This is a genomic window from Burkholderia sp. AU16482 (assembly GCF_002223285.1).
Taxonomy (GTDB): domain Bacteria; phylum Pseudomonadota; class Gammaproteobacteria; order Burkholderiales; family Burkholderiaceae; genus Burkholderia; species Burkholderia semiarida.
Genome location: NZ_NKEY01000006.1, coordinates 2,123,105 through 2,148,571 on the forward strand (window position 1 = coordinate 2,123,105; position 25,467 = coordinate 2,148,571).

Annotated in this window: 18 protein-coding genes and 1 pseudogene; 8 read left to right on the forward strand and 11 right to left on the reverse strand. The window is 63.7% G+C overall.

Translation table 11 applies throughout. The features are described 5' to 3' along the window. Positions 1-23 precede the first annotated feature (23 nt). The 3 genes from CFB35_RS26765 to CFB35_RS26770 all read right to left on the reverse strand — a co-directional run bounded on the left by CFB35_RS26765 (position 24) and on the right by CFB35_RS26770 (position 6,552). Positions 24-4,628, reverse strand: a complete 4,605-nt coding sequence (locus CFB35_RS26765) for a calcium-binding protein (protein ID WP_089465754.1) — start codon at positions 4,626-4,628, stop codon at positions 24-26. 8 nt (positions 4,629-4,636) lie between these two features. After that, a complete protein-coding gene (locus CFB35_RS34650) occupies positions 4,637-5,266 on the reverse strand; it encodes a hypothetical protein (protein ID WP_143328761.1) in 630 nt (209 codons plus the stop codon). A gap of 662 nt (positions 5,267-5,928) precedes the next feature. Next, positions 5,929-6,552: a hypothetical protein gene (locus CFB35_RS26770; protein WP_226094230.1), complete on the reverse strand. Its 624-nt coding sequence runs from the start codon at positions 6,550-6,552 to the stop codon at positions 5,929-5,931. 505 nt (positions 6,553-7,057) lie between these two features. Between CFB35_RS26770 and CFB35_RS26775 the strand changes: the two are divergent. Then, positions 7,058-7,336, forward strand: a pseudogene (locus tag CFB35_RS26775) (transposase domain-containing protein); the annotation flags it as partial. 55 nt (positions 7,337-7,391) lie between these two features. Here the strand turns inward: CFB35_RS26775 and CFB35_RS35120 are convergent. Further along, on the reverse strand, positions 7,392-7,946 hold the full coding sequence (locus tag CFB35_RS35120) for a hypothetical protein (protein WP_179231793.1): 555 nt from the start codon (positions 7,944-7,946) through the stop codon (positions 7,392-7,394). Positions 7,947-8,326: 380 nt separating this feature from the next. Then, a complete protein-coding gene (locus CFB35_RS26780; protein WP_059575543.1) occupies positions 8,327-9,838 on the reverse strand; it encodes an aldehyde dehydrogenase family protein in 1,512 nt (503 codons plus the stop codon). Positions 9,839-10,471: 633 nt separating this feature from the next. On the opposite strand from CFB35_RS26780, the gene CFB35_RS26785 reads away from it, so the two are divergent. From CFB35_RS26785 to CFB35_RS26795, 3 genes are all read left to right on the forward strand, one after another. Beyond that, a complete protein-coding gene (locus CFB35_RS26785; RefSeq protein ID WP_059575550.1) occupies positions 10,472-12,052 on the forward strand; it encodes an amino acid permease in 1,581 nt (526 codons plus the stop codon). Between the two features lie 138 nt (positions 12,053-12,190). Beyond that, complete coding sequence (locus CFB35_RS26790; RefSeq protein WP_059575552.1) at positions 12,191-13,459, forward strand: FAD-binding oxidoreductase; 1,269 nt, start codon at positions 12,191-12,193, stop codon at positions 13,457-13,459. Between the two features lie 105 nt (positions 13,460-13,564). After that, positions 13,565-14,239 (forward strand): TetR family transcriptional regulator, encoded by a 675-nt coding sequence (locus tag CFB35_RS26795; RefSeq protein WP_059575553.1) that lies wholly within the window; start codon positions 13,565-13,567, stop codon positions 14,237-14,239. 54 nt (positions 14,240-14,293) lie between these two features. On the opposite strand, the gene CFB35_RS26800 is transcribed toward CFB35_RS26795, so the two are convergent. Together CFB35_RS26800 and CFB35_RS26805 are read right to left on the reverse strand one after the other, a co-directional pair. Next, positions 14,294-16,075, reverse strand: a complete 1,782-nt coding sequence (locus tag CFB35_RS26800; RefSeq protein ID WP_059575555.1) for a phospholipase D-like domain-containing protein — start codon at positions 16,073-16,075, stop codon at positions 14,294-14,296. Between the two features lie 105 nt (positions 16,076-16,180). Beyond that, complete coding sequence (locus CFB35_RS26805) at positions 16,181-16,939, reverse strand: DeoR/GlpR family DNA-binding transcription regulator (protein ID WP_059575557.1); 759 nt, start codon at positions 16,937-16,939, stop codon at positions 16,181-16,183. A 228-nt stretch (positions 16,940-17,167) separates the two neighbouring features. Here CFB35_RS26805 and CFB35_RS26815 point away from each other — a divergent pair, with 228 nt between their 5' ends. The 3 genes from CFB35_RS26815 to nadE all read left to right on the forward strand — a co-directional run bounded on the left by CFB35_RS26815 (position 17,168) and on the right by nadE (position 19,458). After that, positions 17,168-17,353, forward strand: a complete 186-nt coding sequence (locus CFB35_RS26815) for a hypothetical protein (RefSeq protein ID WP_006480515.1) — start codon at positions 17,168-17,170, stop codon at positions 17,351-17,353. Positions 17,354-17,546: 193 nt separating this feature from the next. Beyond that, positions 17,547-18,416 carry a DMT family transporter gene (locus tag CFB35_RS26820; RefSeq protein WP_059575559.1) on the forward strand — a complete coding sequence of 290 codons (870 nt, stop codon included), beginning with the start codon at positions 17,547-17,549 and terminating at the stop codon, positions 18,414-18,416. Positions 18,417-18,606: 190 nt separating this feature from the next. Beyond that, on the forward strand, positions 18,607-19,458 hold the full coding sequence (gene nadE / locus CFB35_RS26825) for an ammonia-dependent NAD(+) synthetase (RefSeq protein ID WP_059575561.1): 852 nt from the start codon (positions 18,607-18,609) through the stop codon (positions 19,456-19,458). Between the two features lie 75 nt (positions 19,459-19,533). Here the strand turns inward: nadE and CFB35_RS26830 are convergent, their stop codons facing one another. The 3 genes from CFB35_RS26830 to CFB35_RS26840 all read right to left on the reverse strand — a co-directional run bounded on the left by CFB35_RS26830 (position 19,534) and on the right by CFB35_RS26840 (position 23,781). Continuing rightward, positions 19,534-21,210 (reverse strand): S10 family peptidase, encoded by a 1,677-nt coding sequence (locus CFB35_RS26830; RefSeq protein WP_059575563.1) that lies wholly within the window; start codon positions 21,208-21,210, stop codon positions 19,534-19,536. Between the two features lie 73 nt (positions 21,211-21,283). Continuing rightward, a complete protein-coding gene (locus tag CFB35_RS26835) occupies positions 21,284-22,873 on the reverse strand; it encodes a protease pro-enzyme activation domain-containing protein (RefSeq protein ID WP_059575564.1) in 1,590 nt (529 codons plus the stop codon). A gap of 287 nt (positions 22,874-23,160) precedes the next feature. Beyond that, positions 23,161-23,781 carry a LysE family translocator gene (locus CFB35_RS26840; protein WP_059575566.1) on the reverse strand — a complete coding sequence of 207 codons (621 nt, stop codon included), beginning with the start codon at positions 23,779-23,781 and terminating at the stop codon, positions 23,161-23,163. A 135-nt stretch (positions 23,782-23,916) separates the two neighbouring features. Here CFB35_RS26840 and CFB35_RS26845 point away from each other — a divergent pair, with 135 nt between their 5' ends. After that, positions 23,917-24,381, forward strand: coding sequence for an Lrp/AsnC family transcriptional regulator (locus tag CFB35_RS26845; protein ID WP_006488501.1), 465 nt, complete (start codon positions 23,917-23,919; stop codon positions 24,379-24,381). A gap of 63 nt (positions 24,382-24,444) precedes the next feature. Here the strand turns inward: CFB35_RS26845 and CFB35_RS26850 are convergent, their stop codons facing one another. Next, on the reverse strand, positions 24,445-25,362 hold the full coding sequence (locus CFB35_RS26850) for a LysR family transcriptional regulator (RefSeq protein ID WP_179231794.1): 918 nt from the start codon (positions 25,360-25,362) through the stop codon (positions 24,445-24,447). Positions 25,363-25,467: the final 105 nt, after the last annotated feature.

Below are 25,467 nucleotides of genomic sequence, written 5' to 3' on the forward strand. Positions count from 1 at the left end.
GGATGGACGTTCGGGAACGGGAATTAGCGCCAGCTTGTCGCCAGCGTGGGCGCAAGCGCGGCCTGATGCTCAGGGGGCAGCGTTACCGCTCCTGCAGCCGGCGGCGACCATGCCGCCATGGCCTGTACCAGCTTCTCGACATCGGCGTTGACGAGCGTCCGACCGTCGTCCAAGCGGATCTGCTCGATCTGATAGCGTGATCCCGAGTACCAGTCCCGAACCGTAGCCGTATCGCTGGAGCCGAGGATACTGATCTCGAGATCGTCGCCTACGTGACGGAACCACAATTGATCCGCGGATACACCAGCCCCGATGCTGATCACATCGTTGTTGCCGAGCGTTTCGTCGTCGTCCCGGATCGTGTCGCGGCCGGACCCGCGGCCAAATCGATAGGTATCGTTGCCCAAGCCGCCGACCAGGATGTCGTTGCCGGCACCACCATCCAGCACGTTGTTACCGCGATTGCCGATGATCGTGTTGTCGAGTGCGTTACCCGTGCCGTCGATGTCCTCGTTCCACAGTTTCAGCGCTTCGGCCGTGTAGATCGCGTAGGCATTCGGTACGTTGGCGGCTGCCCGGAACTCCTGAAGGCTGATGTAGCGCGTCATGTCGCTGACGCGCCGGCGGCCCGAGTCGGCGATATAGAAGCCTTTGAGCTGGCCGTCAGAGTCTCCGTAGACCGCGCCCGTCACGGTGACGACGTGATTCACGCCACCGCCATCGAGATAAGCGCTGTCCTCCCAGAGCCGCCCGGAGTTCAGCGCGAGTATCACGCCACGACCACTGCGCACGAGATTCGCAACCGCATGCTCGTCGTAGCCGGCAAGCAGATTGTTTGCAATACCGTAACTCTTGAGCAGCGCCTGTTGCTGAACGTAATTCGACCCGCCTCGCTGGTAATCCGTTGCCGCCGGGCTGGTGACGGCCCATTGATTGTCGATTGCGCGTCGGACGACGTCTCCCTCAGTCGTCGGCGTCCCGGTCTGCGTCAACAGATTCGCGATCGAGGTCAGCGCACACGTTCCCTGGAACGTCGGAACCGCATCGCCCTGCATGTAATCCAGCTCGTTGGCCTTCGGGTACCCGTACACGTGAACGGCCACGCCGTCGACAAGCCCTTTTTCCGGCTTGCCGAAATCCAGCAGGTTCAGGTTCTCGACGTGTTCGCCCAACGTATAGCTGATCTTGCTCTGCACGGTATCGATACCCTCGCCGGCGAATTCGACGACACGGTCGCCGACATTGTCGACGTAGTAGGTATCGTTGCCCTTTCCGCCGATCATCGTATCGGCACCGGTGGCACCATCGAGGATGTTGTCTGCGCTGTTGCCGACGATCCGGTTATCGAGCGCATTGCCCGTGCCGTTGATGTTGAAGCCTTCGACGAGTCTCAATTCTTCGATATTGGCATTGAGAATGTAGTTTGCGCTGCTGATGACCGTGTCGTAACCCTCGTTTGCGTATTCGAGAATCACGTCATTGACGCTGTTCACGATATAGGTATCGTTGCCCGCGCCGCCTTCCATGTGATCCGCGCCGGCCCCACCGTCGAGATAGTCGTCGCCGAGACCGCCGAGCAGCGTGTCATTGCCTTCTCCACCGTAGAGATAGTCATCGTCGGTTTCACCGGGGCCTAGCGTCCTCTTCGCCTCGTTGTCGCCGGTGAAACCCACCAGCAAATCGTCGCCGGCACCGCCGTACAGAATGTCGTTTCCGACCTGGCCGAACAGTCGGTCGTTGCCGTCGCCGCCGTAAAGCCGGTCGTGGCCGTCGCCCCCCTGAATTTCATCGTTGCCTGCGTCGCCGTGGAGCAGATCGTTGCCGAGACCGCCGAGGATCAGATCGTTTCCGGCTCCGCCGTAGATCGTATCGTCGTCGGTTTCCCATGCGGCCAGCGACTGCTTCGCGTCATTGCTGGCCGTAAAGCCGACGAGAATATCGTCGCCGTCGCCACCCCAGATCGTGTCGTTGCCTGCACCGCCAAAAATCTTGTCGTTGCCGGATTCACCGGAAAGCGCGTCGTTGCCGTTGCCGCCGTTCAACTCGTCGTTACCCGCCCCACCGAAGAGCCGGTCGTCGCCATCTCCGCCGTCGAGGAAATCGTGGTCGTTGCCGCCGTCGAGGTAATCGTTGCCCAAACCGCCGTACAGCGCATCATTGCCGTTGCCGCCATACAGCGTGTCGTTGTCGGATTCACCCCACGACAACGTTTGCTTCGCATCGTTGCTGGCGGTGAAGCCGACCAGCACGTCATCGCCATCGCCGCCCCAGAGCACGTCGTCGCCGGCTTCGCCGAAGATGCGGTCGTTACCGGCGTCTCCAAGTAGCTGGTCGTTGCCTGCGTCACCATGCAGTTCGTCGTTCCCGGCGCCGCCGAAGACCGTATCGTTTCCGTCCCCGCCACTCACGAAGTCCGCTCCGTCGCCACCGTCCATGTAGTCGTGGCCGAGGCCTCCCCACATCCGGTCGTTGCCGGCGCCACCGTACATGACGTCGTCATCCGTTTCGCCCCAGGCCAGCGTTTGCTTGCTTTCGTTCGATGCGGTAAAGCCCATCATGATGTCGTCACCGTCGCCGCCGTTCATGATGTCGTTGCCGACCTGGCCAAATAGCCTGTCGTTGCCGATCCCGCCGTCGAGGACGTCGTTGCCGGCGCCGCCGTTGAGTTCGTCGTCACCTTCCTCGCCGTACAGTCTGTCGTCGCCGTCATAGCCGAACAGCGTGTCGTTGCCGGTGCCGCCCCACAAATTGTCGTTGCGGCTGCTGCCGCCCATGATGTCGTCGCCGCCGCCGGCGAGGAAGTTCACGAGCAGGCCGCTGTTGATCCAGTGACCGTATGCGGCGTAGTAGTTCGCATCGAATACGTCGTTGCCGTCGGTTCCGACGAGATAGGTTCGATTGCTGTTGTTGACCTTGATTTGATTCGGGCCGAAAAAGATAAAGTCTCTGCCGCCGTTGACCCAGTAAATATTGTCGTTGTCGCGCAACCACCGATAGTTCGAAAACGGTACGCTCGGCGCCAGATAGATTCTTCCGGGCTGGCCCGCAACGTCGCTCCCCTTCCACGGCGCGGCGGCAGAGCCTGCCGCATACCAAGCGTTGCCGCGGGTCAGAAGGTCGTAATCGATAGCGCGGATCTCGGAAATCCCTGCCTGCCGGAGTGTTTGAAATTCGCCCGCGTCGCCGATGCCATCTTCATTGGTGTCGACCCAGACTTGCAGCCCGTTCAATTCCGCGCCTGAAAGCTTGCCGTCGCGATTGGCGTCAAGCGATCCAAGCGCTGCCGCGCTCAGGCGACGCCGCTGCGCGTCGAGCAGTACGGGGGTCTTGTTTGCAATCGATACTGCCGCGTCCAGTGCGGCGCTTTTCGCTTCGTAGAATGCGCCGATCGGGTTTTGCCAGCCTGCGGGCATCGTGAACCCGTAGTCGTTTTTTCCGCCAAAGGTCAGGGTTCGCGAAATAATCTGGCTCAGATCCAGATAACTTGTGCCGCTCAGTAGGCCGGTGGCGCGATATCGCGACAGCAGGCTGTCGGCAAAGGCGGCATCGCGGACGTTGGACAAGTCGTAGCGCTGACCGCCGTTTACGACGAAATTGCGGTCGGTAACGCCGTCGCCGTTGGTGTCTTCGCGGATTACGCTGGCGCCGTTACCGAGGTGGGTTTCTGTTTTGATGTTGTCGAAGACGCCGTCGCAGTTGGCATCGGTTCTGGTAGTAACCACGCGGCCATCATTGGCAAATCGAGTCTCTTGAAGCCTGGCACCATTCGTCGCATATCTTACATATTCCGTCACCTGTCCGTTCGAGCCGTACAACGTTGCGGTACTGAGCGCCCCGCTAACGTACTGGTTGATCTGCGTTGCACCGGTAGAAAATACCAGCGTGGTGGCCTTGATAAAACCCGTCGCCAGATCCAATGAATAGCTCACTCCCGCGACTGGCGCTTGGGACAAACGTTTGCCGGTCGCACCGTAAGCTACTCCATTTTGCTCATAGTACGTTGTATCCAGATCCGCTCCGGGACGCGCCCGAGCCAGATAGTTTCCCGCCACCTCGATCATGACCAGCTCCAGCGTGTCAGCAGACATCTTTCCGACGTTCGCGTCGTAGACCTTGGTCAGCGCACTGTTCAGATCGAATCCGGGCGCAGTGTCGTGGTCCGGGCGATCGCCCAGTACGGGGATCAACACACCGCCGTTTTTTGCGATCTCCCGAGATACCAACCAATTGTTATAGGCAGCCGCAGCCTCTCTTGTCACTCCCACCATAGCCGCCACATGGTAGTCGTCTCGCATCTCAGCTGCATGGAGCCGCTCCCGAGCTTGATCGCGTGCATCGTTGACATAGTGGCCAATCTCGTGACTCAAGATGCCGACCAAAACACGCGGATCGAGTCCGTCGAACGTCATTCCACCGTAACTCCCAAATACAATTCCTGGCCGCCGACGATCCCAGAATATTCCCCGCTCGTCAGTGTCAACCCTAATTGCCTCCAGATCCTTATTCACAACACCTTCGTTGTATTTGATTATTTGCTCTACAAGCAGATTACTCTTATTAATCAGATCAATAGCCTCTCGCCCCAACTCAATATCTCGAAACAATTCTTCACGACCAGTTATCCGCATAATCCGCCTCACTTTCTCCCACGATTCATCGAAATATAAACACCACTAATACAACCACCACGATCAATCGAAAAAACCGCCCTGGTATTCACATCCTTCTTTTCATATATATATGCCCACCACGTCCCGTGAGAAACCGGATATTTTTCAACATTATCAAATATCTCGAACAGATCGCTCGGTGTTATACATATTTCCTTGCTATCAATGGGGAGCGACAACCCGGCCCTATAGAAACCTCTCCCCATAGGCCAGAATATTCCATAGTCAAACCCTCTCGTCTTCCTGTATTCTTTAGAGGATGCCATGCGTTTCACATCAACCCCATACCCCTCAATCACTCCCTTGCTATCGCTAACTGGCTGCCGTGGGTCCACTCTGTAGTCAATCCTTAGTCGATTCGCAACAAACTCGACATTCTCAAGATCGCCAGAATCTGCAACAGTCTTGATATCCGTCAAAAAAATCTTTGGAGACCGAACCGGGTAATCCTCCACTGAATTAATCGCACACGCAGAGACAAAAAACGAAATCACGAGCAAAACAAAAATCTTCCTCACGCCCCCCAATGCTAAGCCATGACGTCGACCATCCTCTGGCAGCAATGGCAAGCCATCTTGATCCGCTTCATATTTCATACGTAGATCTAATCAATATATACACAACATCAACACTTATCCCTACATCACACTATTGAACCGCACGATGCCATGTCACGAAGATATAGAAATAATTGAAAGAAGACAAGCGAACGCTTAACTTCCGTACGCATACGAAACGACAGAATAATTCCGTACTTGTCCGAGTATGCGATATATTCCTGCCGAGCACCGTCGGTTAAGTCTCCCAATAGCATCCCCCACGCAGGCTAATCTCAACATAAAGAAGGAAACGGATGGCGGTCGTAAAGCGGTGGCCACGGCCGCGCTAACAATTCCGCCCAATTTTCACCAGAATCCCGACGTCAATTTGGAGACGAAGGCTCCGCTTCCTATGCGATCTTGGAAAACAAGCCATCTTTCCAAGATCCGCCGTGCGACCTCAACGTAATTCAAAAGTTGAACATCAAGTCGGCTACAAACAATGCTATCCAACGTGCTGATTGTTACGTTACTCAACTCATCCAAGCTCTGCCACATCGTACTCGCATATTGGACCCACGCAGCAGGACCCGTAGAAAGACACACCGCATTGTTCGACACTTACCCCATCTGAGCGGAACCATATTGCAGCGAATTTAATTCCTTTCCCATGGCGAACCCAGCCCATCCCACTCATCAAGTTCATGCCAAGCCATGAATCACTCCTCTTTCGATGAAAAAATTCTGGTCATAAAAAACCAAATCCAACTAAGACCTAGAGAAATACTCATAATATGAGCACCGCCGGCGAACAATGGCCCCACCAAGCCAAGCCACAATCGAGACTCACTAATTGGAATGAAATTAAATTCGTAGTAATACCCCTCAACCAAAACAAAAATCCCACATAAAAGGAAAAACGGAGCCCCAAAAATTACCTTTGCCTTCCCTGCCATCGACAATCTTTCATACGTTTCCCTCCCCTTAGCCTGACCAGCATAAAGCAAGCGAAATCCGACCAGAAGCCTAAAAGGGAACGCGGCAAGCATCAGTGCAAAATAGAGTGCAGTGACGTCGGGGAATTTTGACTTTTCAACAGCACCGAATATCAAAGGAAATACTTTGCCGACGCCGGCTACAATCACATCCAGAAAGGGCCATTGCACCAGCACATCCTCCGGCGCAAGCCAAGCTACGATTACACCGGCGACATGCAATACCAGAATAACCGGACTGAATTTATAAATTCCAATTATTTCACCAACAATACTTCGAGATTCATTCGAATCAGTTTCCTTTTTCAATATTGAGTCACGTCCCATTAATTTTACTTTCCAATCCATTCAACATTGGCGACCCATATTAAAGCCACCCCAACCAGTTCTTACTCATTCATCAATCGCTCGACGCCAATACTTCTTTCTGCTCAGATTCGCGTAATTTCATAATTCGAAATATCAATGTCATCCCAAAAACCACATGAAAATCCGTTTTCTGCCGTACCTTACCCGTCACCGAGCACAACACCACAAAGGTATAGAAAGAATTGAAAGAAAACAAGCAAACGATTAATTTTTCATACACATACGAAACAAGGAAAACAATTCCGTACTTGTCTGATCCACGCCTTACAACCCCGAATTAGCTGCCCTTTACACATTCACAATACCAGTCGATCTACTCTATAGACCCATGAGCCAATCAATACCGCAAAAAATCAAAAAAGCCGGCGCTGTGGTAGCAATGCCGTTCAGTCAAAACCTGAAAGGTATTTTTGTTTTATCGTTGGAGTAGTAAATTTATCGTTGGAGTTGTAAACGGAGCGGCAAACTGTTAACTTGGTCAGCGATGCTGAACGACCACCTGACCTTTCTACTGGATACCGCACCTGCCGACCTCAGTCGACTCAGCAAAGCATCTGCCACATAACTGGATCGAACAGGCCATCGAAGCGGCGGGCGCGGCCGGCATTCGTCGGCGGTGCTTACCGGCCGAACAACTGGTGTGGCTGGTCATCGCGCTAGCAATCTACCGGCACTGGTCAACCAGCGAGGTGGTCGATAGATTCGATCTGGTCTTGCCAACGAGGGCACGTTCGTCAGCAAGAGCACCGTCGCTCAAGCACGCCCAGGCCCGGCGATGCGCCCGCGGCCCGGCTTATCGGGTTCATTCCGTGCCATTTTTACCCCCTCATTTTCGACGACACCCATGAGACAAAAATAAAAACCCATACAAAACCTACTGCAACACCGAATGCCTCAACACCGCCCGCAAATAATGGCCCGACAAGCCCAAGAAAAAATCTAGAATTTGAAATAGGAATGATGTTAATTTCATAGTACGGCCGACCAAACAATACCGCCACGATCCCAAACCCAAAGAAAATAACGACTCCAATTGAAGCAAAAATTCTTTTCCAGAAAAATCCTCTAATTATTTCAAATGTCCTATCCCTATCCGCATAAAATGCCCTAGTTGAATCAATGATTCTCAGCGGCAGAAACACATACATGATCGAAAAATACAATCCGGTCACCTCAGGAAACACCGACCTCTCAATCGCTTCCCCTATAACTGGAAATATATTCGCCATATAGGACACAAACCTTCCGAGCGTCTGGTATTGCACCAATATGTCATCGGGAGCAAACCATGCCATCAGAGCGGAGACGAAATGCAAAGCCAACATTCGCGGACAGTAGCGGTAATACCTCAGAAGGCCTTTCAATTCATTCATAGATTGCTTCGCCAGAATTCTTATACTCGCAAAGAGGCCTCACCCTACAATCGGCCTTAATTTACGTCCCTCAAAGCCACATCGACCCCTCAAAAATATAGAAAGAATTGAAAGAAAACAAGCAAACGCTTAATTTTCATACACATACGAAACAAGGAAAACAATTCCGTACTTGTCTGACCCACGTCTTACGGTCCTGAATTAGCTGATCTATATATACCCACCACCAGTCGATCTACTCTATAGACCCACGAGCCAATCAATACCGCCAAAATAAAAAAGCCGGCACTCTGGCCGGCTTTTCCGCTAAACCTGAAGACCGACGTATTGTCAGTCGCTATGTACAGTCAGCACACGATACGTGTTCACGACACGGTGCATCAAACATCAAACTTCACCCCCTGCGCCAGCGGCAGTTGCCGGCTGTAGTTAATCGTATTCGTCGCCCTGCGCATATACGCCTTCCATGCATCCGAACCCGACTCGCGCCCACCGCCCGTTTCCTTCTCGCCACCGAACGCGCCGCCGATTTCCGCGCCGCTCGTGCCGATGTTCACGTTGACGATCCCGCAATCGCTGCCGGCCGCCGACATGAACTGCTCGGCCTCGCGCATGTCGTTCGTGAAGATCGCCGACGACAAGCCTTGCGGCACCGCGTTGTGCAGCTCGATCGCGTCGTCGAAGTTGTCGTAGACCATCACGTACAGAATCGGCGCGAACGTCTCGCGCTCGACCACCGCCGACTGCTTCGGCATCCGCACGATGGCCGGACGCACGTAGTACGCATCCGCATGACCGACGTCGACGCGCTCGCCGCCCTTCACTTCGCCGCCCTGCTCGCGCGCATCGGCCAGCGCCTTCTGCATCGCGTCGAACGACGCACGATCGACCAGCGGGCCGACCAGCGTGCCTTCCTCGAGCGGATTGCCGACCTTCACCGACGCATAGGCCTTCTCGATGCGCGGCAGCAGTTGCTCGACGAGGCTGCGATGCACGATCAAACGGCGCAGCGTCGTGCAGCGCTGGCCGGCCGTGCCGACCGCCGCGAACGTGACCGCGCGCACGACGAGATCGAGGTCGGCGCTCGGCGCGACGATCATCCCGTTGTTGCCGCCGAGTTCGAGGATGCCGCGTGCCAGGCGCTGGCTCAGCACCTTCGCGACTTCCTGGCCCATCCGCACGCTTCCCGTCGCGCTGACGACCGGCACCTTCTTCGACGCCGCCAGCGCCTCGCCGACATCGCGCATGCCGAGCACCAGTTGGCTCAGCTCCGCCGGCGCGACGCCCGGATGCGTCTTCTCGAACTCGCGAAGCGCCTTCTGGAGCAGCACGTGGCAAGCGATCGCGGTGAGCGGCGTCTTCTCGGACGGCTTCCACACGACCGAATCGCCGCACACGAACGCGAGCGCCGCATTCCACGCCCACACCGCGACCGGGAAGTTGAACGCCGAAATCACGCCGCACACGCCGATCGGGTGCCACGTTTCCATCATCCGGTGGCCCGGGCGCTCCGATGCGATCGTGAGGCCGTAAAGCTGGCGCGACAGGCCGACCGCGAAATCGCAGATGTCGATCATTTCCTGCACTTCGCCGAGCCCTTCCGACGTGATCTTGCCGGCCTCGAGCGTGACGAGGCGGCCCAGCTCGGCCTTGCGCTCGCGCAGCACGTTGCCGAACACGCGCACGAGTTCGCCGCGCACCGGCGCCGGCACCGTGCGCCACTTGAGGAACGCGTCGTGCGCGGCGTCGATCTTGCGCTCGGCGTCGGCGGGCGTGTCGACGGCCAGCGTCGCGAGCGTCGCGCCGTCGAGCGGCGAACGCGCGGTCAGCGCATTGCCTTTCCACTGGGCGAGATCGATGTCGAGCGCGGCAAGAATGTCGTTGAATTGCATCACTTCCTCTTCAGGGACAGATTGATCGGTGCGGCGGCAGCGCCGCCCGCGTGATTCGATTGGAGCGCGTTCGAGCGCCTCGTGCAAGCGGATGCGCCGCGCGGCGGGCCCGATGCGCCATCCGGCGCATCGCGCTGCGCCGCCGCCGAAAGCCCGCCCGGACGGCGCGCCCCGGCCTCGCGAGGCACGATCCATGAAACACATTGTCGATGGCCACAAGTCGGGCCGCTATTGATATTAACTCACGACTTCATTCCCAAAACGCAAGAAGTCAGTCGGGCAGCCGCGTCCGTTCGTGCTCCGATATCGGACGTTTCCAAAGCTCGTGGACGGGTGCTCGGACGCGTCGCGCCGCGACAGTAGTTGATGATCATCCCGCATCACCCTGTTCGGAAATATCGTTTGCCCGCCCGCGCACCCCGCACCCACAATCGGTGCGACGTCGAGGTGCAACGCACCCGGCGTGCCGCCGGCCGCCACTACGGCGCCCGGACGACCGACGAAGGCGCACGCATCAGGGCCCGGCTCAGCGGGCCGGCTTCGCCCCGCATCACCGCTGCCCGGCCCGCGGCCGGCAACGCGTCGCGCTTCGTCACCGAACAACAATCCCGGAGACAGCGCCCAGCGCCCGCCATGCATTCAGATGCCCGCCCCGATTCGTCCCGCCCGTCCGGCTCGCCGCCCGCGAAGCCGTCCCTCCACCGTGCGTTGCAGGCCCGCCATCTGCGGATGATCGCGATCGGCGGCTCGATCGGCACGGGCCTGTTCGTCGCGTCCGGCGCGTCGATCTCGCAGGCCGGGCCGGGCGGCGCGATGCTTGCGTACATGGTGATCGGCCTGATGGTCTATTTCCTGATGACGAGCCTCGGCGAGATGGCCGCGTTCATGCCGGTGTCGGGCTCGTTCGCGACCTACGGCGCGAAGTTCGTCGACGAAGGCTTCGGCTTCGCGCTCGGCTGGAACTACTGGTACAGCTGGGCCGTGACGCTGGCGGTGGAACTGGTCGCCGCGCAGCTCGTGATGAATTACTGGTTCCCGCACGTGCCGGGCGTCTGGTGGAGCGCGCTGTTTCTCACGCTGATCTTCGCGCTCAACGCGCTGTCGGTGCGCGGCTTCGGCGAAGCCGAATACTGGTTCGCGCTGGTCAAGGTGCTGACGGTGCTCGCGTTCGTCGGCGTCGGACTGCTGATGATCTTCGGGATCATGCAGGGCGGCCCGAGCGCCGGCTGGGGTAACTTCACGACGGGCGACGCGCCGTTCGTCGGCGGCTGGGCGACGATGCTCGGCGTCGCGATGATCGCGGGCTTCTCGTTCCAGGGCACCGAGATGATCGGCGTCGCGGCCGGCGAATCGGAAAACCCGCGCACGACGATTCCGCGCGCGGTGAGCCAGATCTTCTGGCGCATCCTGCTGTTCTACGTGTTCGCGATTTTCGTGATCGGCGTGCTGATTCCGTACACCGACCCGAGCCTGCTGAAGAGCGACGTGACCGATATCGGCGTGAGCCCCTTCACGCTCGTGTTCCGCCACGCGGGCCTCGCGTTCGCGGCCGGCGTGATGAACGCGGTGATCCTGACGGCCGTGCTGTCGGCGGGCAACTCGGGGATGTATGCGTCGACGCGGATGCTCTACAACCTCGCGCTCGAGGGTCGTGCGCCGAAGCTGTTCGCGAAGCTGTCGCCGGGCGGCGTGCCGCGCAACGCGCTGTATGCGACCACCGCCGTCGGCGCACTGTGCTTCCTCACGTCGCTGTATGGCGACAAGACCGTGTACCTGTGGCTGCTCAACACGTCGGGCATGGCCGGCTTCATCACGTGGCTCGGCATCGCGGTCAGCCACTACCGCTTCCGCAAGGGCTTCCTGAAGCAGGGTTACCGGCTCGACCAGTTGCCGTACCGGTCGAAGTGGTTCCCGTTCGGCCCGCTGCTCGCGTTCGCGCTGTGCGCGGTCGTCGCGCTCGGCCAGGACTACCACGCGTTCCTCGCCGACAGGATCGACTGGACAGGCGTCGCCGCGACCTACATCGGCCTGCCGTTCTTCCTCGCGATCTGGCTCGGCTACGCACTCGTGCGCAAATGCCGCCTGGTGCGCTACGAGGACATGGAAATCGCGCCGTGGATCGAACGCAACGCGGCGCATGAAGCAGCCGAAAAGGCCGACGCCGGTTATCCGGCCTACGTTGCCCGCCCGGTCAACCCGACGCCGGGCGCCTGACGCCCGGTACCGCGCCAGCGGCCACCCCTTCGCGGCGCCCGGCCCGCTGCGCTGAAAACCCCATTCGACGCGGCGCGCGCGTTCAGGCAAGATCGACGCGCCGCCCGTTTTTCCGCCGTCACGAGTCACCGAACACGCATGCAGAACTTCTACGAAGCCACCGTTTCCCGCCAGCCCTACCCGCAACTGACCGGCACGATCGATACGCAGGTCTGCATCGTCGGCGGCGGCCTCGCCGGCCTGTGCACGGCGCTCGGCCTCGTCGAACGCGGCGTGCACGACGTCGTGGTGCTGGACAGCGAGCGGGTCGGCTTCGGTGCGTCGGGCCGCAACGGCGGCTTCGTGTTCGGCGGCTACAGCCTCGACAACGCCGACCTGCTGCGCACGCTCGGCCGCGACGAAGGGCGCCGGCTATACCGGCTCACCGTCGACGCGGTCGACCTGATCCGCGCGCGCATCGCCCGCTACGGGATCGACTGCGACATCGTCGACCGCGGCGTGATGCTCGCGAACTGGTTCGACGATCCGGCGCGGCTCGACAGCGTGCGCACGCTGATGAAAGACGAGCTCGGCGTCGACTGGGAACCCGTCCCGACCGACGCGCTGCGCGAGCGGCTGAAGACGCGGCGCTATTACGGCGGCCTGTTCGAGCCGAACGCATTCCATTTCCATCCGCTGAAGTACGTGCTCGGCGTCGCGGCGGCCGCGTCGCGCGGCGGCGCCCGCGTGTTCGAGCGCTCGGCCGCGCTCTGCATCGCGCGCGACGGCGCCGGTTACGTCGTGCGCACGGCCCAGGGCGCGGTGCGCGCGAAGGACGTCGTGTTCGCCGGCGGCGGCTACGCGCGCGGCGTGTCGCCGCGCATCGAGCGCGCGGTGCTGCCGATCGCGACCTACGTGATCGCGACCGAACCGCTCGGCACGCGCCTGCCCGACGCGATCGACGCGCCGTACGCGATCTACGACACGCGTTTCGCGTTCGACTACTACCGTCCGCTGAAGGACACGCGGATCCTGTGGGGCGGCCGGATCTCCGTGCTCGACCGCGGCCCCGACGCGATCGCGCGCCTGCTGCGGCGCGACCTGCTGCGCGTGTATCCGCAACTGGACGGCGTGAAGGTCGACTACGCGTGGGGCGGGCTGATGAGCTACGCGCGGCACAAGATGCCGCAGATCGGCCGCGACGCCGACGGCGTGTGGCACGCGATCGCTTTCGGCGGCCACGGGATGGCGCCGACCACGGTGGCCGGCGAGACGCTCGCCGCCGCGCTGGCCGAAGGCCGGCCGGTGCCGGACGGCTTCGCCGCGTTCGGGCTCACGCGCACGTTCGGGCTGGCCGGCCTCGCCGCCGCGCAGCTTGCGTATACGGCGTACCAGGCCCGTGACGCGCTCGCGTCGTGCCGCCGCTGAGCGCCCGCGGCGGCCTTGCCGATTAGAGCGGAAGGTCGGCCGGGCGGGCATTTTCCGCATGCTAGAATGCCTTTTCCAAGCCGCCGCGAACCACAACAAAGTCACATGAAAGCAGGAAGCAAGGCCGCCACGTCCGACCCCCGCGCGCTTGCGTCCGATGCGCGGCGCAAATACGATCCCGAGCAAACCAAGCGCAACATCCTCGAGGTCGCCACGCAGGAATTTTCCGCGATGGGCCTCGCCGGTGCGCGCGTCGACGCGATCGCCGAGCGGACGAACACGACGAAGCGGATGCTCTACTACTACTTCGAAAGCAAGGAAGGCCTGTACGAGGCCGTGCTGGAGAAGGTGTACGGCGACATCCGCGCATTCGAGCAGGAACTGCACGTCGGCGACATGGAGCCGCGCGAAGGCATGCGCCGTCTCGTCGAATTCACGTTCGACTATCACGACAAGCATCGCGATTTCGTCCGCCTCGTGTCGATCGAGAACATCCACGGCGCGAAATATCTCGAACAGCTCAAGTCGTTCAAGAACCGCAACGTCAGCATCATCAAGACGCTCGAGGAACTGGTCGAGCGCGGCGCGGCCAGCGGCGCGTTCCGCAAGGACATCGACGCATACGACCTGCACCTGCTGATCAGCTCGTTCTGCTTCCATCGCGTGGCGAACCGCTACACGTTCGGCGCCGCATTCGGCCGCGATCCGTCGGCGCCGCGCCTGCGCGCGCGGCATCGCGACACGATCGCCGACGCGGTGCTCCGCTACGTCGCCGCGTAAGCGACGGCAGCCCGTCGGAGCGCGCGCCCGCCGCGCCCGTCGCACGTCGGCGCATCAGTCCGTCGGCGCGGTCGACGCGAGCGCGATCCGCGCCTTCTCTTCCGGGCTGCCCGCCACGTAATACTTCTTCGCCCAGCTCGAATCCGGCGCGAGCGCGAGCCGTGCACGCGCGCCCGTGCCGCGCTGCTTCGCACGAATCGCCAATGCGCGAGCGCGATAGTGCTCGTAAAGTCGCAGGAATTCCGCGAGATAGATCGCCGCGATCCGCTTGTCGCGGATCTCGAGCAGGTTCTCGTCGTTGTACTGCTCGGAATTGCGGCTCATGTTCGCCGAGCCCGTATAGACGACCGGATTCGCGCCTTCCGCATCGATCACGATGAACTTGTGGTGGATCACGACGGGCGGAAACGCCGGCGCCGGCTCGCCCGGGAAGAGCCGCAACTCCGGCTCGAAACCCTGCGGCACGGTGGCCGGCGAGAAATACGATGCGTCGATCACGTCGTGGTTGTCGCGGCTGCGGTGGTACAGCTCGAGGTTCGCGAGCGCCGCCGCATCGAGCGACTGGCCGGCCTGCCGCGCGGCATCGGCCTTCGTCGCGCCGCCAACGTTGATCCGGTTCACCAGGCCGAACATCATCAGCCCGCGGTCGCCGGCCGCGAAGCACGCATCGCGCAGCGCCGCGTCGGTCGGCATGAACAGACAGAACGACACCGAATGCTTCGCGGCCGCGATCGCGGCGACGATCGTATCGATCTCGGTACGCTGCCCCGCCGGCTCCGGCGAGTACGCAACGCGTACCTGCGCGCTGCCGATCGTCATCGGCGCCGACCAGCCGGGCGACAGCCGGGCGGTTTCCGCAATCGACGGATTCCCGGCCAGCGCGAGGGCGCGCTCGTTGTACAGCGCGGCGAGCGCGGGCGAGTCGAACGCATGCAGTACGTTGGCCTGCTCGGTGAGCCCCTCGGTCGTGAAGTTCGCGGAACCCGTCAGCACGCGCGCGGGCGCCGGGTCCGACCGCGCATCGGTCACGATGAACTTGTCGTGCATGATGTGCGTCCGGTCGCGCGGCGCGAGCGTCGCGAGGCCCTGCAGCGCATCGACGGCCGGCTGGTTCGGCGACGGCAGCGGCGGCTTGCCCTTGCGCGCCGTCGTGTGCGCGTCATAGACGATCGCGAGCGACGCTTCGCCATGCCGGCGCCCGAACGCGGCGAATGCAGGCAGCGCCCACAGCGTGTCGGTCAGGTGATAGACGGCCGACACCGCGCGCGACGCGGGATCGAGCATCTGAGCGAACACCTGCTCCATGTCGTTCGCGAGCCACGTGCGCAGCTTCAGCGCCTGCGCGGCGCTCGGCGCCTCGTTCGGCGCGAGGCCGAGCGCCGCGACCTGCTTCGCGAACGCCTGCGAGCTGACCACCGCGCGGTTGAACCACGTGCCGATGCCGTCCTCGACGTGCGCGGGCAGCACGACGTCGCACGCGCCGGCTTGCGCGTCGAGCACCTGCAGGTTCGCCGGCGTGCCGACGACCGGATAGACGTCGTAGCGAAACGACGCACCGCGGTCCTGCGGATCGATGCGCGCGTCCCACCACATGAATTTCTGGATCGGCGCCTGATCGGTCGGCGCATCGCCCTGCGTGTCGGCGGCCGGGCCGTCGAACGTCAGGCGGTTGGGCAGCCAGCTGTCCGGCGCACGCGTCTTGCCGTCGGCCGACCAGAAGCCCGGCGTGCGCCGGATCGCGAAGCCGAGGAAATCGGCGCGCGACGCCGCATCCGGCCAGTCGAAAGCCAGCAGGACGAGGGTGGGGGAAAGATAGCTGCGCACGCTGACGGCCATTCGTTGCTCCCTGGCCTGACGGCCGTTCGAGGTGAATGGGTCAGTGTCGACGGCGGTTCTTCCGGCACGATGACCGTTCGATGAACCTTGTATGTCGGACGCGCGTCAGTCGCACACGAGCAGCTCGATGCCGCGAGCGGTCAGCGCGCGGCGCACCGCCTTGTCCGGCGCGCGTTCGGTGACGAGATAGCGGGCGGCCGACGCGCCGTTGATCCGCACCGGCGTCACGCGGCCGAACTTCGAATGGTCGGCGACGATGATCGCCGTGCCCGCCGCCGCGATCATCCGGCTGCGCACTTCTGCCGCGAGCCGCGAATAGTCGGTGCATTCGCCGTCGGGCGTGATGCCGCCGGCGCCGACGAACGCGAAATCGACGTGGTATTGCGCGAGCTGGTGGATCGTGTCGAGCCCGAACGTGGCGTCCTCGTCGTCGGACAGCTCGCCGCCGAGCAGCGTCACGCGGTTGCCGTTGCGCCGCGCGAGCACGAACGCGGTGCGCCAGTCGTTCGTGTAGATCGACAGCCGGTGCCGGTCGGCGAGCGCCAGCGCGACCGCATGCGGCGTGCTGCCCGAATCGATCAGCACCGATGCATCGTCGGGCACGAATTCGGCCGCGCGCCGCCCGATCGTGCGCTTCGCGTCGGCGTTCGCGGCTTCGCGCTCGGACAGGCTCGGCTCGCGGCGAGCCGCGGCCAGCGCGCCGCCGTGCGTCATCACGAGCAGGCCGCGCGCGGCCAGCGCGTTCAGGTCGCGCCGCACGGTTTCGCGCGATACGTCGAGCGAACGGACGAGTTCCGCGACCGACAGCGCGCCCGAGCGTCCAAGCTCCGACAGGATGTATTGATGACGTTGTTCCGCCAGCATCGCGTGTGCGCCCGAGGCGACTGGTAATGGGTAAGCCGGCCATTGTATTACGGTCGTTTGACGACCATTTGACCGCGCCGGGGAATGCGGCCGGGCGGCGGCCGCGCACGTCGCCCGAAAGCGAAATTCAGTATTGCCGGGCGCGCGCGAATCGGCGCGGCGCCGGTTGCTACACTTGGCGTTTCGCCGAACGACCGACCAAGACCGACCAACCAAGGGGCTCGCGCCATGTATCGCAAAGGCAGTGTGATCGAAATCCAGTTTCCGCCGGAACGCCTCAACGACGCGGCGGGCGACCCGTACTGGATCGACCTGACGCTCGACGAAGCGCGCCGACTCTACGAACAGCTCGCCGCGCGCTTCGCGACCGACGCGCGCGCCAACCAGCCGCTCGATACGTTCTCGATCGACTGATCGCCGCCGCGTCGTAGCCGCCCGCACGGGGCGGTACGCATCGCATTCGCATCGCCCACCCGGCGCGCGATGATCGCCCGCACCGTCACGCACCGCCCGGCGTGAGTGCAGGATTCGACAAGACACCGGCGCGGCTTCGCCCGATACTGGCCGACTTTCCGGTTCTGTCCGGCCGCGCCGCGGCCCGTCACGCATGCTCAACTCGATCGTCGCCGCCGTTTTCGTCGCGCTCTGGTCCACCGGCTTCATCGTTGCACGGGCGATCAAGCCCTACGCCGATCCGAACCTGTTCCTGCTGGCGCGCTTCGCGGGCACGGCCGCGCTGTTCGGCGTGGTGGCGCTCGTCGCACGCGCGCCGTGGCCGGCCCGCCGCGAATGGCCGCGCCACCTGATCGCCGGCGCGCTGCTGCAAGGCGTCTATCTCGGCGCGAGCTACTGGGCCGTCGCGCAAGGATTGAACGCGGGCGTGATGGCGCTGCTCGGCGCGCTGCAGCCGCTCGCCACCGCCGTGCTCGCGGTCCCGCTGTTCAACGAACGCCTGCCCGCGCGCGGCTGGCTCGGGATGGCGCTCGGGCTGGCCGGCGTCGCGCTCGTGCTCGCGCCGAAGGTCACGGGCGGCGTCGCGCCGCCGCCGGGCGCGGCGCCTGCGTGGCTCGTCGTCACCGTGTCGGTTCTCGCGGTCGGGGCGATCACCGCCGGCTCGCTGTACCAGAAAGGCAAGCTCGCGCAGAGCGACCTGCGCACGGCGGTCGCCGTGCAGAACTTCGGCGCGGCGGTCGTCGCGGCCGCCTTCGTCGTGCTGCTCCATGAAACCCGCTGGATCGGCGCGCCGGCGCTGTGGGTGTCGCTCGTATGGGGCGTCGTGTTCCTGTCCGGCGGCGCGGTCACGATGCTGATGTGGATGCTGCGGCGCGGCAACGCCGCTCGCGCGACGTCGCTGCTGTTTCTCGCGCCGCCGCTGGCCGCGCTGCAGGGTTACGGGCTGTTCGGCGAAACGCTCGCGACGATCCAGCTCGCCGGCTTCGCGCTCGCGCTGGTGGGCGTCGTGCTCGCGCGGCGCTGACGCCCGCCGTCGCCCCGCCCGGAGGCCGTTCGCGCCGCATCCCGCACCTGCCTGGCGCACCGCGCACCATGGCGACGCGCCGCGTCTCGCCGAAGCAACGCGAAACCGCCGGAAACGCAGGCCCGGCGCGGCGGCGCGCCGCGATTGCGCTTATGATGGGCGCCTTGCAATTCGTTCCGGAATTTCCCTCATGACCTCCGCCGATTACGCCAGCCGCCAACGCGCGATCATTGCCGAACTGAACGTCGCCCCGCACTTCGACGCCGAAGCCGAAATCGCCCGGCGCGTCGATTTCCTCGCGCAGTACCTGCGTTCGACCGGCCTGCGGACCTACGTGCTCGGCATCAGCGGCGGCGTCGATTCGTCGACGGCCGGACGTCTCGCGCAACTGGCGGTCGAGCGCCTGCGCGCCGACGGCTACGATGCACGCTTCATCGCGATGCGCCTGCCGAACGGCGTGCAGAACGACGAAGAGGATGCGCAGCGCGCGCTGGCGTTCGTGCGCGCGGACGAGGTGCTGACGGTCGACGTGAAGCCGGCCGCCGATGCGATGCTCCGTTCGCTGGTCGCATCCGGCCATGCGTTCGACACGCCCGCGCAGCAGGATTTCGTGCACGGCAACATCAAGGCGCGCGAGCGCATGATCGCGCAGTACGCGGTAGCCGGCGCGCGGCGCGGCATCGTGATCGGCACGGATCACGCGGCCGAATCGCTGATGGGTTTCTTCACGAAGTTCGGCGACGGCGGCGCGGACATCCTGCCGCTCGCGGGCCTGAGCAAGCGTCGCGTGCGCGCGGTCGCGCGCGCGCTCGGCGGCGACGAGCTGATCGTGATGAAGGTGCCGACGGCCGACCTCGAGGAGCTGCGCCCGCTGCGCCCCGACGAGCACGCGTATGGCGTGACCTACGACGAGATCGACGATTTCCTCGAAGGCAAGCCGGTTGCCGATCGCGTGTATGAAACGGTGCTGCGCTTCTACGACGGCTCACGCCACAAGCGCGCACTGCCGTACACGATGTTCGACTGGCCGGCCACCGCATAAGCCGGCCGCCGCGCCACCGACATACCGCCGCGCGCACCGTCACGGCTGCGCGCGGCCGACCGGCGACGGGCCACGCTACGCGCGCCCGCCCGTCTTCTTCGCCTGCAGCGCACGAATGCGCATCCGCGCGCCCGTATCGCTGACCGTCGCGTCGTACATCGTCGCGAGATCGCGCTTGAGCGCGGTGCGCGACCCGGCGTCGAGGTACACCATGTGCCCCGACGGATAGAACCGCGCGGACAGGTTCTGCCGCACCTTCTGGTCCTCCAGCGGCATCTGCTGCAGATCGATCACGGTCTGGTAGAACGGCGTGACGAAATCGTAGAAGCCGTTCGCCGACAGCACCTTCAGGTCCACGTTCAGCGCCATCACCGCGGCGAGGTCGCCGGCCGTGTAGAGAATCACGTTGCCCTGTGCATCGATGCCCTGCTGCGCGCCGGTCGGGTCGATGTGGCTGAAATCCCAGTTCTTGAAAGCCTGGTCGTTCAGGTCCGTGAACGCCGAGTTCGACGTGAACTTCAACTGCTCGTTCAGGTAGCTGTTCCACATCGCCGTATAGACGCCCGTCACGGCCGTCATCGTCGGATCGTTGCCGCCCGAATTCGGGTCGATCTTGCCGGCGATGCCCGACGAGATCCCGGTCACGCGGCCGTCGTACGAACCGAGCGCGAGCCCCTGCGCATGCAGCAGCGTCGTCAGGAACAGCGAATTGCCGCGCGCGTCGTAGCCCGCGATGTCGAGGCCCCACGATTGCAGCGTCGCCGTGTCGATGCCCGTGTATTCCGACAGTTTCCGCACGGTGGCCGGGTCCGCATGCGGCGCCGCGCGCAGCGCGCTCAGGTAGTCGGTGCGCGCGAACTGCGCGACTTCCTCGACGAACGCGCCGAGATCGCTCGGCGCCGGCTTGATGCCGAGCTTCTTGTGATACCACGCGTCGGCCGCGGCGGTCGGCAGCGTGCCGACCGGGTTGCCGGCCTGCCGGTAATCGAGGATCGACGATTGCAGCGTGACGCCGTTCAGGTCCACGCCGTCCTCGTGCAGCTTGTACGCGAGCACGCAGCTGCGCGCGGTGCCGTACGATTCGCCGAACAGGTATTTCGGCGAATTCCAGCGGTTGTTCTTCGTCAGGTAGCGCTTGATGAACTGCTTCAGCGAATCCGCATCCTGGTCGACGCCCCAGAAGTCGCGATTCTTGTTCGGCGCGACGGCCGCCGAATAGCCGGTGCCGACCGGATTGATGAACACCAGGTCGCTGTGGTCGATCATGCTGTCCGGGTTGTCTTCGATCTGGTACGGCGCGGGCGGCGTGAACCCCGGCATCGACGTCTTGATGCGCTTCGGCGCGAACGAGCCGAGCAGCACGAACACCGACGACGAGCCGGGCCCGCCGTTATAGAAGAACGTCACGGGCCGCGTTTCTTCCTTCGCGCCGTCCGCCGTGAACGCGACGTAGAAGATTTTCGCGGCCGGCTGCGAACTGCTGGGATCGACGGTCACGAGGTGGCCGACCGTCGCTGTGTACGCGATGCGCCTGCCGTCGATCAGGATCGTGTGGTGCGTGATCGCGGCCGCTTCGGTCGTGTCGGTCACCGAGTCGTCGGGGCCGTTGCCGTACGCGACCGGATCGAAGAACGGCTGGTCGCGGCCGCGGCTCAGCGCGACCGGGTTGATGGTCGGCGGCACGCCGTGCGAATTGTGGTCGCCGTGATGCAGCGGATACACGCCGCCGGAAGATGCGGAATCGATGCCCATCGTGCTGCTCCTGGAGGTGAAAAAAGACGCGGGAAGATCACCCGCGTCGAAAGTAAAGGCAGGTACCGGCGCGTCAGCTCGACGGCTTGCGCGCGAGGAGCGCCGCCAGTTTCGCGCCGTCGGGGCTGCCGAGCCCCGTGCACGCGTCCCAGCCGGCCGCGGCCGCATAGGTGCCATTCGAGCCTTTCGTGATGTCGCGCAACGCATCCGGATGCTTGTACAGCACCGGATTGATCCAGCCGGCCGATGCGCCGGCCGCCGCATTGATCCGCGCGATCAGCGCGGCCCACAGCGGTGCGACCGCGCTCGTGCCGCCCATCACCGCGGGCGTGCCGGCGACCGACACTTCGTAGCCCGTCTGCGGCGACGCATCGCCGGCCACGTCCGGCACACCGCGCTTGGCGAGCGGCGTGGCGGTGCCGTCGGCGCGTGCGACCTTCAGCCCCTGCTGCCACGCCGGCAGGTCGAACAGCGAACTGACGCCGCCGCCGCCCGCGCCGCCGCCCGACGCCTCGTCGTTCCACGTGACCTCGCTGCGGATGCCCTGCCCGGGCAGCGCATCGAGCTGCGTGCCGCCGCAGCCGAGCACGTACGGGCTCGACGCCGGGAAATCGACGTGATCGGCGCCATCCTGCAGCCCGTCGCCCGAGCCGCTGTCGCCCGACGCCGCGCATACGGTGATGCCCTGCGCGGCGGCCGCCTGCAGCACGCGGTTGAACGCGTGTGCCGACTGCGCCTGCCAGATCGCTTCCGGGCCGCCCCAGCTGATCGAGATCACGGAAGGCCGGTGGGTCTTGTCGGTGACGGCCGCGTTGACGGCCTGGATGAAGCCCGCGTCGCTGTTCGGCGCGAAGTAGACCGCGATCTTCGCGGCCGGCGCGATCGCGCCTGCGATTTCGATGTCGAGCGCGACTTCGCCGTCCGGGCCGTTCGGCTCGCCGGTCGGCGCATTGCGGCCGGTGCCGACGTTCACGTCGACGAGCGTCGGCGGCGTCGTGATCCCGAGCCCGCGGAAATACTGCTGGATGTCCGCCGCGCGATAGCCGCCGCCGAGTTCGATGATCGCGATGCATTGCCCGGCGCCGTCGCCGGCCGGAAAGTCGTACAGCGACGCAAGCTGGATCGGCGTGAACGTGACGGCCGCCGCGCCGCGCGCAGGCTTGAACGGCGGACGGAAGCGGAAGTGCGGCCGCGCCTGCGGGCGGCTGTCGAGGCCGAGCACGGCGGTTACCGCGTCGCCGAGCTCGTCGGGCAGCGCGATCGGGCCCGAGCGGCCGCGATACTGGCCGATCGACCGATGCTCGAAACGCTCGAGCTTCACGCTGAACGCGGCTTCGAACTGCGCGATCGTGCCGGACACCACGACGACGCTTTCGACCGGGTCGACGCGATCGACCGTCAGTTGATGACGATGCGCGAATTCCTCGGTCTTGCGGATGTCGTCGGGATTGGCGGAGAAACGCTGCGCGAATGCGTCGCGCGACACCGGTTTTGCGCGGGCGTCGCCGGTGGCGAGCTGGTGGACCAATGCATCGAGTTGCCCTTCTTCCTGCCGCCGCAACATGATCGTGACGTGGATGCGTTCTGCCGGATCGCACTGGCCGAGACACTTGGACTCGGCGACGATGCGGGGTTCACGGTCGGCTTGAAGATGCCTTGCCATGTTCAGACCCTCCTTGGTACCGCGTTGCACGGAACAGCCAGGAAATCGGACATAGCCTGCGGACGACGGTTCCGTTCGGTCAGTCGATTCGCGACGGCGCGTTCGCGACGGCGCGTTCGCGATCACGCGAAGTCAGAGGAAGTTTAGAACAGTCAGACGATTTGCGCGCACGCCCTTCTGCGGCGAGCGTTTGCGCGAAGGCCGGCATCGCGCGCGGCCTGAATCGACTCGTGCATGGCCCGCCCGCGCGGCCGATCGCCCCGCCGGCGGCCATGTCGGCGCAACGCTCAGTCCATCGACAACCGCAGCGCGAAACCGATCAACGCCGCGGAGAAGGTCCAGCGCTGCACCGTCTGCGCGAGCGGATGCGCACGCATCCACGCCGCGATGCGCGACGCGCCGAACACGCACGCGAGGTCGAAGCACACGCCGGCCGCCACCAGCAGCGCACCGAGTTCGAACATCTGCCAGACGACCGGCCCGACCTCGGGCCGCACGAACTGCGGCAGCAGCACCGAGCAGAACAACAGCGCCTTCGGGTTCAGCAGATTGGTCAGCAATCCCTTCACGAACGACTGCCGCAGTTCGCCCGCCGCCGCGTCGCCGTCGCCGAGCGCGAACACGGGCGAGCGGAACACCTGGATCGCGACATACGCGAGATAGAGCGCGCCGCCGTAGCGGATCACCTCGTACAGCCACGGCGCGCCGCGGATCAGCGCCGCGACGCCGCATGCCGACAGCGTCACGTGCGCGGTGCGGGCGAGCGACAGGCCGGCGGCCGCCGCCATCCCCGGCCGCACGCCGCGGCCGATGCTGGTTTGCAGCACGAGCGCCATGTCCGGCCCCGGCACCGCATAAATGGCCGCCAGCGCGGCGAGATAAATCAACAGCAAATGCGTGGAAATCATGGTCTGCCCCTCGTCCTTCAGTGACGATATGTTGCCGCCGAAGGCAGAGGGATTATTGGCCATTTGCGGCTCAGGAATGGCGAGTCGTAGCGGAATCCGCCACAATCACGGGGTCATGACAAGGATTCCGCCAAAATGATCGACCTCGACAAAACCGACCGCGCGATCCTCGCCGCGGTGCAGCGCGACGGCCGCCTGCCGATCGCGCGGCTCGCCGAATCCGTCGGCCTGTCCGAGACGCCTTGCGCGCGGCGCCTCAAACGTCTGGAAAACGACGGCTACATCGAGCGCTACCGCGCGCAACTGTCGCGCCAGGCGCTCGGTTTCGGCGTGGTCGCGTTCGTGCTCGTGCGGTTCGCGACGCACGACCGCAAGGTCGCCGACCGGTTCGAACGGGAAGTGCTCGGCATCGAGCGGATCCTGGCCTGCCACAACGTCGCGGGCACCGCCGACTACCTGTTGCAGGTGGTCGCGCGCGATCTCGACGATTACGGCACGTTCCTGCGCGATTCGCTGCGGATGCTGCCGGGCGTGACGTCGATCGAATCGGCGCTGTCGCTGCGCGAGGTGAAGCACGATGCGGGGTTGCCGGTGCCGTGATGCATGGCTGGCCGGCAAGCCGCCCGCGCGCAACGCGCGTTCACCGGGTCGGCCGCGCCGGCGTCACACCACGTCGGGCGCCTGATGCGCGCGCTCGAGATCCTCGAGAAACGCTTCGACCACCGGATCGCCGCGTCCGTCGCGCGCCACGACCATGTGGAACGTGACCTCGTAGTGCAGTTGCTCCGGATTGAGCGGCGCGAGCAGGCCCTGCGCCACATAGGGCGCCGCGAAGTGCTGCGGCAGGTAGCCGAGGTGATGGCCTGACAGGATCAGCAGCGCGACGGCCTCCATGTTGTCGGCGGTCGCGGTCACGCGATCGGGCGTCGTCGACATCTGCGCTTCCGGCAGCGGATACGAGCGCCAGGCCCACTCGAAGCCGGCGACGTCGGCCGGCGTCAGCGTGCCGGCGCCCTCGAACAGCGGATGGCCACGGCCGCAGTAGGCGACCTGCCGCTCGATGAACAGCGGCGTGTAGTGCAGCGTCGGCACGCGATGCCAGAAATAGCCGACCGCGATCTGGATCTCGTTGCTCAGCAACTTTTCCTCGAGATCGCCGGGCGCGCGCACCGAGATCGAGAAGCGCACCGCCTCGTCGCGCGTGCGGAACGCGGCGATGGCTTCGGCGATCCGCGCGTTCTGGCTCACCGGCGTATGGCCGATCAGGCCGATGTTCAGCGTGCCGACCAGTTGGCGATCCATGTGCCGCGCGGCCATCCCGAATTCGTCGAGCGCCGCGAGCAGCTTGCGGCTCATCGCGTGGAACCGTTCGCCCTTCGGCGTGAGCCGGAAGCCGCTGCGGCCGCGCTCGCACAGCCGGTAGCCGAGCCGCGTCTCGAGCGACGACAGCTGCGCGCTGATCGTCGACTGGCCGACGTTCAGTATCGCCTGCGCGGCCGACACGCCGCCCGCGTCCGTGACCGCGAGAAACACGCGGATCAACCGCAGATCGAGGGTCGACAGATTCCCCAGCACGTTCATCCCCTTCCATACATCGATGAAGATCGATGTTTACGTCGATATCTTCGCATTCTTCTTTGCCGGCGGAGCGCGTAAAACTGTGCGTCAGGCCGCGTCGCATGATAC